Annotated in this window: 13 protein-coding genes and 1 tRNA gene; 9 read left to right on the top strand and 5 right to left on the bottom strand. The window is 37.2% G+C overall.

What is annotated here, in order from left to right; translation table 11 throughout:
* Nucleotides 1–266 precede the first annotated feature (266 nt).
* The 3 genes from VB715_RS08790 (at nt 267) to hypE (ending at nt 3,090) form a co-directional block, all read left to right on the top strand.
* Nucleotides 267–893, top strand: a complete 627-nt coding sequence (locus tag VB715_RS08790) for an alpha-ketoglutarate-dependent dioxygenase AlkB family protein (protein WP_323300819.1) — start codon at nt 267–269, stop codon at nt 891–893.
* A gap of 137 nt (nt 894–1,030) precedes the next feature.
* The gene (locus VB715_RS08785; RefSeq protein ID WP_323300818.1) at nt 1,031–1,948 is read left to right on the top strand and encodes a hypothetical protein; all 918 of its coding nucleotides are present in this window, start codon (nt 1,031–1,033) and stop codon (nt 1,946–1,948) included.
* 95 nt (nt 1,949–2,043) lie between these two features.
* A complete protein-coding gene (gene hypE / locus VB715_RS08780) occupies nt 2,044–3,090 on the top strand; it encodes a hydrogenase expression/formation protein HypE (RefSeq protein ID WP_323300817.1) in 1,047 nt (348 codons plus the stop codon).
* On the opposite strand, the gene VB715_RS08775 is transcribed toward hypE, so the two are convergent.
* Entirely contained in the window at nt 3,091–3,525 is a 435-nt protein-coding gene (locus VB715_RS08775; protein ID WP_323300816.1) for a hypothetical protein, read from the bottom strand.
* A gap of 228 nt (nt 3,526–3,753) precedes the next feature.
* Nucleotides 3,754–4,452: a helix-turn-helix domain-containing protein gene (locus VB715_RS08770; RefSeq protein WP_323300815.1), complete on the bottom strand. Its 699-nt coding sequence runs from the start codon at nt 4,450–4,452 to the stop codon at nt 3,754–3,756.
* 342 nt (nt 4,453–4,794) lie between these two features.
* Between VB715_RS08770 and VB715_RS08765 the strand changes: the two genes are divergently transcribed.
* Nucleotides 4,795–5,439: a histidine phosphatase family protein gene (locus VB715_RS08765; RefSeq protein WP_323300814.1), complete on the top strand. Its 645-nt coding sequence runs from the start codon at nt 4,795–4,797 to the stop codon at nt 5,437–5,439.
* A 138-nt stretch (nt 5,440–5,577) separates the two neighbouring features.
* Here VB715_RS08765 and VB715_RS08760 read toward each other — a convergent pair whose 3' ends face one another.
* Together VB715_RS08760 and VB715_RS08755 are read right to left on the bottom strand one after the other, a co-directional pair.
* Entirely contained in the window at nt 5,578–6,195 is a 618-nt protein-coding gene (locus VB715_RS08760) for a 2OG-Fe(II) oxygenase (RefSeq protein WP_323300813.1), read from the bottom strand.
* A 48-nt stretch (nt 6,196–6,243) separates the two neighbouring features.
* Nucleotides 6,244–7,074: a carbon dioxide-concentrating mechanism protein gene (locus tag VB715_RS08755; RefSeq protein WP_323300812.1), complete on the bottom strand. Its 831-nt coding sequence runs from the start codon at nt 7,072–7,074 to the stop codon at nt 6,244–6,246.
* Between the two features lie 159 nt (nt 7,075–7,233).
* Between VB715_RS08755 and VB715_RS08750 the strand changes: the two genes are divergently transcribed.
* Nucleotides 7,234–8,313: a RuBisCO accumulation factor 1 gene (locus VB715_RS08750; protein ID WP_323300811.1), complete on the top strand. Its 1,080-nt coding sequence runs from the start codon at nt 7,234–7,236 to the stop codon at nt 8,311–8,313.
* Nucleotides 8,314–8,381: 68 nt separating this feature from the next.
* Nucleotides 8,382–8,939: a hypothetical protein gene (locus VB715_RS08745; RefSeq protein ID WP_323300810.1), complete on the top strand. Its 558-nt coding sequence runs from the start codon at nt 8,382–8,384 to the stop codon at nt 8,937–8,939.
* Nucleotides 8,940–9,014: 75 nt separating this feature from the next.
* Here the strand turns inward: VB715_RS08745 and VB715_RS08740 are convergent.
* Nucleotides 9,015–9,099, bottom strand: a tRNA-Ser gene (locus VB715_RS08740).
* Nucleotides 9,100–9,356: 257 nt separating this feature from the next.
* Here VB715_RS08740 and VB715_RS08735 point away from each other — a divergent pair.
* The 3 genes from VB715_RS08735 to VB715_RS08725 all read left to right on the top strand — a co-directional run bounded on the left by VB715_RS08735 (nt 9,357) and on the right by VB715_RS08725 (nt 11,545).
* Entirely contained in the window at nt 9,357–10,469 is a 1,113-nt protein-coding gene (locus tag VB715_RS08735) for an alkene reductase (protein ID WP_323300809.1), read from the top strand.
* 171 nt (nt 10,470–10,640) lie between these two features.
* Complete coding sequence (locus tag VB715_RS08730; protein WP_323300808.1) at nt 10,641–10,964, top strand: hypothetical protein; 324 nt, start codon at nt 10,641–10,643, stop codon at nt 10,962–10,964.
* A 41-nt stretch (nt 10,965–11,005) separates the two neighbouring features.
* Entirely contained in the window at nt 11,006–11,545 is a 540-nt protein-coding gene (locus VB715_RS08725) for a GIY-YIG nuclease family protein (protein WP_323300807.1), read from the top strand.
* Nucleotides 11,546–11,547 lie beyond the last annotated feature (2 nt).

The following is an 11,547-nucleotide window of genomic DNA, read 5'->3' as shown; positions in this document are numbered from 1 at the left end:
GTGGGGATATCCTATGCAGCTAAGTTGTTAATTAATTATCCACCGTAACCCACCATCAAGAAAACCTGCAGCCACCTTAACATTTACTTTATAATCTGAGTTCGACATAAGGCAATTTGTCGAAAACTCGCCACAAGTAAAAGTCTCAAAACCTCATTTTCTCATTGAAAAAATCACTTGTAGTTTGGTATAATATCAGAGTACACTTTTACCACTTATTACTCAAATCGAAAATCCTAAAAATTTCTTTAATTTGAATTAACGTTATGTATCAACAGCAACTAAACTTGTTTGGAGAGCAAGAATCCTGTCAAGCAAAAATAGTCATTAACCTTGATGGTGAAGCTATTTTTTATCGTACTTTTTTTACGATTGAAGAAAGTGATCAATTCTTTTGCGAGTTAGAAAATAGTATAAATTGGAGACAAGACCATATTAAACTTTATGGTAAATCTATAGATTTACCAAGATTAACAGCTTGGTATGGAGATGAAGGAAAATCTTATATCTATTCAGGAATAGAACAACATCCCTCTCCTTGGACTCCAACACTGAAAAAGATTAAATCGAGAATTGAAGAGGTTGCTAATGTAAAATTTAATAGTGTTTTACTTAATTTTTATCGCAGTGGAAAAGATAGCGTATCATGGCATAGTGATGATGAACCAGAACTAGGAATAAATCCCATTATTGGGTCGGTTAGTTTTGGTGGTACTCGTCGCTTTTGCTTAAAACATAAAAATATACCTGAGCGAAAAGTTGATATTGAATTACCCCATGGAAGTTTTTTGCTGATGAAAGGAGAAATTCAGCATCATTGGTTACATCAAATCCCTAAAACTCAACAAGCTGTTAAACCAAGAATTAATTTAACATTTAGAATTATTAACTGATCATCAGTATCATTACTGAGAGAAGCTTTTAGCTAATGTATTTATTTTACTAAAAATACTGAAATTAAAAGTCATTAAGAGCTTTAAACTGGTAGTTGATAGAAAAAGTTACTACCAATTAAAGGCTAAAAAAATTAATGACATTATATGATTATATAATTGAAGGACTACAGAATTCAGGTAACTTCTACGATCAAAATGTCCATAGAACATTTGAATATTATTTGCAATCACTACAAGAACCTGCCAAAAAACTATGGAAATCTTATCGCTTTGATCGAGTAAAAGTTGAGTATTCTGATTCTTCGATTCAAGCTGCTTATTTAATCAGATATTATCCACATTATGCTTATATGACTTTGCAGATTTTCAATATTTTACATAACCAGAATGTATTAGGAAACTTAATGGATACAGTTTTACAAATCTGTTTTTTTGGTGCTGGCCCTTGTCCAGAAATAGTAGGATTAGCTAAGCTATTGTCAATCTATTATCAAGGCGTTAAAAAATTGGTTGCTAATGTATATGATATTGCTTCAGATGAATGGAGTTTGAGTAGAGCAGTTACAGAAAAATTTGTTATACCTCAAATATGGCAAGGGCAATTAGAATTTCATAGTGATCAACTTGATTTATGTAAATCTAACTGTTTGTATGCGTTAAATAAAAAAATCAGCGAAAGCAAAATATTTATTTTTCAAAATTGCCTTAATGAAATTTACAATTTATCCACTGTTCAAGACAATTTTAATTTCTTAATTAATCAGGTACCATCAGGCAGTTTGATCGTTATTGCAGATTTATGTAACTATCAGCAAAACGCCACAATTGTTGATAAATTAGAAAATCAAGTTATCAATCGGCACGATTTTGAGATTTATCGCCCTGGCATCATTAGCATACAAGCTTATCCATTACTTCCTCCTATTATTGAGAAAAATCTACTCATTGGTCAAGATTGCTTAATAGCTCGCAAGAGAGACATTGAGTGTCTTTTTATTAGCCTTCATAAAACTAATCCTAATTATTATCAGATTGCTCCTATCCCATTTTAAAGTTGATAATTTATATTATTATGACTATAACAGGGTAAAAAAATTCCCTAATTAACCAATTATTAAATGAAATTGTTTCTGTTTAAAAAGAAAGAATGACCAATTTTAACCTTTCCTGTCCTATTCCCCTCGATCAATATCCCCAAGTATTACTCGCTCATGGTGGGGGTGGTAAGCTCATGCAGCAGTTACTAGAAAAGATGTTTTTTCCTGCCTTTAAAACCTCTAATGATTCCCCCCCCCATGACTCTGCTGTAATCACCCTTCCTGGGGATAAAATCGCCTTTACAACTGATTCTTATGTGATTCATCCCCTCTTTTTTCCTGGGGGAGATATTGGCAGTTTAGCTATTAATGGAACCGTCAATGATTTAGCCATGAGTGGGGCCCGTCCCCTATATTTAAGTGTAGGATTGATCCTGGAAGAAGGACTACAAATGGAAAGCCTATGGCGGGTAGTTCAATCCTTACAAAAAGCGGCTCAAACTGCTAACATTAAGATTATTACAGGAGATACAAAAGTCGTTGATCGGGGTAAAGGAGACGGCATATTTATTAATACCGCAGGAGTGGGAATTATTGAACATAATCAAACAATTGCCCCCCAAAGTGTGCAACCAGGAGATGTTATTTTACTCAGTGGAGATCTCGGTCGTCATGGAATTGCTATCATGGCAGTGAGAGAAGGATTAGAATTTGAAACCACCATTGAAAGTGACTGCGCCCCCCTACATCAGATTATCCTAGCAATGATCAATCAAGGGGTTGACATTCACTGTTTAAGAGATTTGACGCGAGGAGGGTTAGCCAGTGCCTTAAATGAAATCGCCGTTAGTGCAGGTGTAAGGATTAACATTAAAGAAACGGCGATTCCGGTGCGAGAAGACGTGCAGGGGGCTTGTGAAATTTTAGGATTTGACCCCCTTTATGTGGCCAATGAAGGCCGATTTGTGGCGTTTATTCCCCCAAATTCCGTCGATACAGCTTTAGAAATTATGCAATCTTTTGCTCAAGATGCTTGTATTATTGGTCAAGTTGCCCCAGAAAAAAGCAAAACAGGCTTAGTCACCTTAGAGAGTAGAATTGGGGCAAACCGTATCGTTGATATGTTAAGTGGGGAACAATTACCCAGAATTTGTTAATCAGTGTAAGGAAGTCATTTCCCGCGTACGGGATGAAGATTTTTGCACAGCTTCTGTGGCAATTTCAGCAGCTAAGGTTGTCAGAGGAGAAACTGTATTTTCCCTTCGCTGACGACCACGATAACGCCGTTGAGTAGCATTTTTGCCGAGGGGAGAGTGAGGACGAGGGGTGACTAAACTATAGGCTTTCCAGTGACTCTCCAGACTCCATTGTGGATCATCTGTCAGCACTAACACCCCACCCGCAGGAATCAGCAAATCACTAGCGGTGGCCCAAATACAAAATTGAGTCCAGGGAGAACGCAGCAAAAACACAGGGACTTGTTTTGCATCAGCACGGCCATCAGTATATCCCAGTAAAAAGCGACCTTGTTCAATAATTGGCCGTAAATGGGGATATTTTTCTAAAAGCATGAAAATTCCATGATGGGCCATAGGTCATTAATTCCCAATTCAACTCAGGCAAAAGCCCGATAGAGACAAACTCATCAGACACCTTAGCCATTAAGCATAGAAAGAGGTCGTCCTTGCTGTAAGTATCAAATGTAACTAAAACGAGCCTTTTCTTCTAAATGTCATTTAATTCTGACAAAAAACGCCTCAAACCCAGAAAAAAATTGAGCATTCTATGAATCTTTGTAACGAAAATGAGGGTTTGAGTCGCTATTCTTCATCTTTTTTGACAGGACTAACTTTTGCTCGGTGTAGCAGTTTGTCTCCTTGGCGATAACCCACGTAACGAACGACAACAAGCTCCCCTGGTTCTGCGGTTCCTCCTCCTTCTAAGAGTTGATGAAATTGCGGATCGTAGGGAATAGTTTCCCCAACGGTGGCGTTCATTTCTAGTCCCCATTGTTTCAGTAACTCAAAAATAGGTTTAACTAACGGTAATAATTTAACCGCAGAAAGTTGGGGATTTTTTTGAGAAACAATTGCCGCCGTTGGCCATTGAAGTAACCAAGATTCTAAGACAGCTAAACTTGATTTTTGAAACTCTTGTTCTAAGGTTTCTTTTTGTTGCTCTAGTTGTTGTTGTAGATGTTGATATTCTTGTTGTAAATGCTCGGCACTTGAGGGGCTAAAGGATGAGGTTAATTGATTGCCTATTTGCCAATCTTCTGCTAAGGAGTCATCGATTTTAAAAGAAGTCAACAACTGTTCTAAGGTAACTTGTAAGGTTTTAGATAACTTTAATAGAGTTTCAATAGGTAGTTTGGGCATTAACCCCACCAATAGTCGATTTAACTGCCATTGAGATACCCCAGAAACCTCACTCAATTGATCAAAATTGGTGATATTAGCTGACTGCATCAGTTGAGATAACTGTTGATGATTGGCGGAATAAGTTGTTGTCTGATTCATAAAAGTTATAATTACAAACATGACTATCATTTTGAGTTTACCTCAACTTGGTCACAGGATTTTTAGATCCCCTTCATCCCTAGAAAATCTGATAATATAATTTTTTTAAATTAAATCTTAGAAACTGTTTTAAATTTTTAATCTATTGAATTAAGTCCTTGATGGGGAAAACTTCCTGAGAAGTATTAGCAATAAGCAAATGAGTTTGCGCCATTTGACCCCCTTGTGCTATTATCAAAAATGACAATCTCAGGCCTGTTTTGACCAAAAATTAGTAAATCATGAAATGTTTCTTTTTCGTTACATAATTTTTCCTAACACCTTTACTAATTATATAGTTCAATGTCATTTCAACAAACTGTTTGGATCGCAAGACATGGAAACCGTCTTGATTTTGTCAATCCTGAGTGGTTTAATACTGCCGTTAGACGTTACGATCCCCCCTTATCAGAAGATGGGGTAATTCAAGCCCAACAATTAGGAAAAAGACTACAATCAGAGAAGATAGCCCATATTTTCGCCTCTCCTTTTTTACGCACTATTCAAACCGCAAATCAAGTGGCAGAAATGCTTGATTTACCCATTAAACTAGAAGCAGGGTTAGGGGAATGGCATAATCCTGAGTGGATGAGTGAAAATCCAGAAATTCATCCCAGAGAATTATTAGAAAAAGACTATCCTCGGATTGACTGGAATTATGCCTCTTATCTTGTTCCTGAATATCCTGAAAATGAAGCAAAAATGATGATGAGAATGGCTAAAATTGTCGGGAAATTAGTAACTGATTATTCCGAGGATATTTTATTAGTTGGTCATGGTGCATCAGTGATAGGAATTACTCAGGGATTAATGCCTGATAATCCACCATTTAAAGCTTCTTTATGTTGTTTGGTTAAAATCGTAAAAGAAGGGAATAATTGGCAAATAGAATTACAAGGAGATACATCCCATTTGACTGAAACAGAAGATAATATTCGTTTTGTTTGATGATTTCTCTATAGGGGCATTTCATTCTTTCCTATTCCCGCAGTCTAAAGCCTGGGGCTATACAAAAAAAGTCCGCCTTCGCGGGCTTGGGGATTGATAGGTGAATCCTTTCGGATATCAGCATCTACTTTTTACTTTTTACTTTTTACTTTTTACTTTTTGCTTCTGTTTAACTGCCCTTGATTCTAATTTAATTTCGGGAATTTCTCTTAATTGTGACTCATCAAGATTGTATTGTTCACAAACCAAACTTAAACGAATACCAGGGGTTTTAACCGGATTAACTGAATGAATTAAATCTCCCTGAAAAAATAATAAAGTATTAACTTGGGGCGAGATTTGTCCTAACTGGCGTTTTTTCGAGCGCAATATCAATTCTCCCCCTTCTAAATTGAGGGGAACCTGAATATAAAGAACACTAACCACAAGAGGTGGCAAAATCTTGTCACAGTAGGAACGCAAAGAACGATCAATATGAGGATCAACGCGAGAACCCTGTTCTAGTAATAAAGGGTTGAGGTAAAACGCATTACACTCCTCTTGTATGGCTCGGTTTAGATAAAGTTTGAAGTAAGGAAAGCGTTGTATAACATTGCTTAAATGCGATCGCTGAAAGGCAAGAGAAAACCCCTTTGTTCCCACAAAATCACGATTGAGATTATTAACCGTAAAATAAGGAGAGGCTAAAATTTGCCCTTGTAACTCACTTAAGTATTTGGGAGAAAACGCTTCGGAATATTGATGATAGTAGGACAACTTAGGAAGCTAATCTGTAATATTTTGATCTTAGCTATCATAGCAGGTTCAAAAATCCTCGTATGTTTCCTGGGTTTCCACTTCCACAGGCTCGACAATTTCGGCAGGTTTCTTCATGACCAAAGGTCTTTTTTCCAACTCTGGTAAAGCAATTAATTCCCGTTGTTTCACCGTAGTAGGCATTAACATCGGTAATGCGTCCCCTTGGTCAACCCAACAACTAGCCACAGGTAAAGTGTGTTCAAGATCTTCCAATAACCGAGGAATGACCATCATCGCGTGTAGTTCCCCAATTCTCTCCGCTTCGTGCATTCCCGCTTCAATCGCCACAGCCACATTAGCCACCGAACCTCGAATAATCGCTGTACATAACCCGTCCCCAATAATTTCATAGGAAGCTAATTGAACATCGGCGGACTTTAACATGGCATCTGCTGCCCCCACCATGGCCGGAAACCCTCTCGTTTCCAACAGTCCAATCGAACGGTTACTTAAGCGGCTATAACCCTGTTGTTGTTGAGCAATTTCCACTAAGTGACTACCAATGGGAAAAATTGCTTCTAAATTAGGCATGGGACGGGGAATAACCAACTTAGAAAGGAGTTGACCAAACTTTTCTGCTGTTTTTGCCCCTTCTTCAACGGCAAGACGAACATTAGCCACCTTTCCTCGGATCACAGCGGTACAGTAGCCACTGCCAATTTTTTCATAGCCAACTAAGGTTACGTCTGCCGACTTAAGCATCATATCTGCGGTTCCCACAATGGCAGGGAAGCTCTTAGTTGAAACAAGTCCGAGGGCGCTATCACTAGGTAAGTGAGATGATTTCATGCGTTGTCGTGGGGCTTGGCGTGGGTTTGAAGCTGCTAGTTTAGTCATGTAAGAAAATTAAGCGTTTCCAAGGCATCTATAGCGGTCAATAGATTGTTTCCATATCCTTTAGTGTATCGCGTTATCATTAATCATGGCTTAAGATTACTCAAGCTTGTGATAACTTTGAGTAATATAAATTAGGCAGTATTACCTTTGACATAATTGATGAACGATCAGCCCCAAGAGACATCTAACCAAATTTCCGAAGAAGAAGCTAATCAACTGTTGCGATCGCTCCTCCATAAAGAGGGAACCTGGGTAGACTGGGGGAAAACCTGTCATCAGCTACAACAAGCAGGATATAACAGTCAAACCCTCTTTGAACAAACGGGGTTTCAAGCAAGTCAGCAAAACTTAATTATTGTCGCGGCCCAAGTTTACGAAAGTTTGGTCACATCGAAAGTATCGGAAGACCTGCTAACTTATTATCGAGGCCCTAAAAGTGATGTTCTCTACGAATTACGCATTCTCAACCAAGAACAGCGAGCTATCGTGGCCCAATTAGCAAAAGATAAGGGTTTGGATTATCTTGATACGAAAGAGGTGGCCAAAACCTTTCAAACCTTTTCCCGTCTGCCTCAACTTCCCCCTAATTTTACTCTTCATCCTGGGGACGCGATCGCCTATCAATGTTGGAAACAAGGGAAACAAAAAAAGGATCTCCAAGATCGTACCCGTTTGATCGCCAAAGGGTTAAAATTTGCCCATTCAATGACAGCCAGGGAAGCGATTGAAAAATTGCTTACGGACTTCACTGCAATTCCTCAGCGTAGCGCACCATTAATGCCCCTCTACCGCTTGGAAGAGCAACAAGAGATGTCTTGCATCGTTCCCCTGGTGGGAACCCTTCCCTTGAGCAAAAATGATGTGGAAGGGGTGAGGCCATTGGACAAGGTGGGGCCTTTTAATTCTGTGTCCTATTCTGGGGAAGGATCAATCGTTCCCCTTCCAGGGTGGCAGGCAGTCTTAAAATCGGTTAATCCTGTCGCTATTTTTACCTCAAGCGATCGCTTACCTCAGTCTATTCCAGGGAAACCAGAGGAGGTTTTAGTATTAATTGATCTGGCCATAACTGATTGGGATGATAACAGTTATTTTTTGGTGGAAGATGAGGGAGAATTGACCTTTCAATGGTTTCCTGAACAACCATCCATTCCTTTATTGGGTCAACTGATTATTGTGTTACGTCCCAAGAAGATTTTTGATGAAAATAATCTTTTAGAAGCTTGGCAAATGGATGATTAAATAAGTCAAAAGTCAGTAGGGGCTTGATAATATTAAGCCCTTAAAGAAGTCAGCGCAGATTAAAATTCATGCAAAATCAACACAATTCATTTATTTTTTCTTCCTTGTTTAACCATAGATCATTGATGTTTTTGTTGTTTTTTCCGGCAAGTTTAGGTATTCTTTGGCAAATTTTCAATAATCCTTTGAGTCATCAATTATTAGCCCTTACCCTTTTTTTGATGTGTTTAGAACAAGCTAGAATGGCTGTTGTAGACCTAGAAAATATTAGAATTGTTAAAGAAAAATGTCAAGATCATCGCCTTGATATTTTTTTTATCGTTACTATGGTGACGATAATTATAGAGTTATTGGGTTTTTATCTTGCTTTTTTTTCCCTATATTGGGGGGCTATCGTTATTTTAGTTAGTTTAATTTTCTTTAACTTATTTGCTAAAATTCAACTCGAACCCTCAGCAGAAATAATGATTCAATCTTGGGGAATATCTCAACGGCTGACTATTTTATGGGCTGATGGGTTAGGATTAATTTTAATTATTTTGGGAATGTTTAATGTTCTGCCTTTATTAATGTCTTCTCTTTTATTAGGAATAATTATTTTATATGGACTCATTAAATATATATAGGATTTCTTAAGTTTACTCAACAACCTGTAGGGGCTTAATAATATTAAGCCCCTACGACTTCTGACTTCTAAAAAGCGGAGAGGGAGGGATTCGAACCCTCGTTGCCTTGCGACAAAGCAGTTTTCGAGACTGCCGCATTCAACCACTCTGCCACCTCTCCAGGGGCTTTGGTTTATCGGTGTTTTCCTATTATACCGTGAATCGTGAACAGTTATCCGTCAACGGTCAACCATCAACAATGAATCCTAATATAATGCTGCTTAATTGAGAAATAAATCATAGAAAGTTCATCAATAATCAATCATAACTTATTCTTAATCTTGAGGGAGTTTGAAGGACTGAATATCTCAAATATTCTTTAATTCATTGTCCCCAATTAGTTTAAAATGTTTACTAAATTAATTCACGAAATAAGATATGGATACCACAACCTCACCCACCCTATTAAGTTCCTTTAAATTAGGGGATTTGACCCTAAAAAACCGTGTAATTATGGCTCCTTTAACCCGTGCTAGAGCAGGAGTAGAAAGGATGCCTAATGCCCTGATGACTCAATATTATACCCAAAGAGCCTCTGCCGGATTAATTATTACGGAAGCAACTGTTATTTCTCAACAAGGTTGTGGGTGGGTACAAAGTCCAGGGATTTATTCAGAAGAACAAACTGAAGCTTGGAAACAGATAACTAAGGCACTTCATCAAACAGAAACTCCTGTTTTTTTACAACTTTGGCACTGTGGAAGAGCTTCTCATAGCAGTTTCCAAGAAAACAATCAATTACCTGTTTCTGCCTCTGCAATTAAACTGAATGGTGAATATATTCATACACCTATTGGTAAACAAGCTTATGAAACCCCTCGCGCTTTAGAAATAGAAGAAATTCCCCGCATTATTGAAGACTATCGCTTAGGTGCTGAAAGGGCTAAAAAAGCGGGTTTTGATGGCATTGAAATTCATGGAGCTAATGGTTATTTAATCGACCAATTTTTACAATCAAAAACTAATCAACGTACTGATAAATATGGAGGAAGGATAGAAAATCGTTATCGCTTTTTACAAGAAATTGTTGAAGCAATTTTGACAGTATTTTCTCCCGAAAAAGTTGCTGTAAGATTGTCTCCTAATGGTAATTTTAATGATATGGGTTCCCCTGAATATCGGGAATTATTTATCTATGTTGCTCAACAATTAAATCGTTATGGATTGGGTTATCTTCATATTGTTGATGGCTTAGAATTTGGCTTTCATCAATTAGGAGAACCCATGACATTAAGGGAGTTTCGAGAAGTATTTGATGGCCCATTAATGGGAAATTGTGGTTATAGTCAAGATAGTGCTGAGGCAACAATTAAAGCAGACAATGCTGATTTAATTGCCTTTGGAAGACCTTATATTAGTAACCCTGATTTAGTGGAAAGATTTGCGAATAATTGGCCATTAAATCCTCCTGCTGAGATGAAAGACTGGTATTCTTTTGGTGCAGAAGGTTATATTGATTTTCCCACTTATCCAGAAACCCACAAAAGTTAATGAATTAACTTAAGAAATGATGATAAATAGAGACGTTTTAGACAACTTCTAGCGTCTCTAGAGCGAGATAATGTTAAGTCTCATTACAAAATCAGTCATAATGCTTGTAATCGGTTCATGGTTTTCATGTATGATAACTAAAGTTCCTTAATATTGAATCTCTTGAGAATAATGGGTTTAAAAATTGTTGAAAACTTTGATGCTAGTTTTACCCTTACCCCAGAAGCAAAAGAAACCCTGTTTAATTTATTAACTAATTCAGACTTTATTCAGCAAATTAGTCAACAATTCTCCGAAACCTCCCTCGAATTTACTGAACTTTTGTTTCAACCTGTTCCTTATAGTATCCAAACTCCCAAAGGAATGCCTCCAGAATTTGAAATGTATTACAAGTCTGATGATTACATTATTGTTAATGTTCCCCCTAATTTTATGTTTAAGGCAAAGATTTTTAATCCCAGTCGTCTTTGTGCTATTTATCGTAAAATAAAATGATTTTCTCTTAAAAATTCTAATTATTTTCTTCACTATTTCCTATGACAACTCACACTGAAATCCCCACCCTCAACAGCCTAGAATACTTACCCTATCTTGATAAAAATGGACTAATTGCTGAAGATTTACAGGGAAAAATTGGGGTTTATAGTATTTTTGATCAAGAAAAAAACCTAAAATTTGTTGGCTATTCCCGTGATATTTATTCTAGTTTAAAACAGCATCTAATCCGTCAACCTAATTATTGTTATTGGCTAAAAGTTCAGACTATTACTCGTCCCAGTCGCACCATTTTAGAAGAAATAAAAAATAATTGGATTGCAGAAAACGGCGATTTGGGTGTCAATAATGAGAAAAATCAAGCTGCTTGGACTCAACCTATTGATGCTAAACCTGGGATGACAGCAGAAGAAAAAGAAACCTATAATAAAAGCGATGAACTGACTCAAACTAAACTCTTAAAACAAGTTGCTAGAAGAGTTGAAGCAGAAATCATAGAAACTTTAAAAAATAGAGGTAATCAAATGGAAATACGCTTTAATCCAAAACTGAAAGGACAAGGATTATTAGATTTAAAGTGATC

Source organism: Crocosphaera sp. UHCC 0190 (genome assembly GCF_034932065.1).
Lineage (GTDB): Bacteria > Cyanobacteriota > Cyanobacteriia > Cyanobacteriales > Microcystaceae > UHCC-0190.
This window is presented reverse-complemented; position numbering and strand designations above follow the sequence as displayed.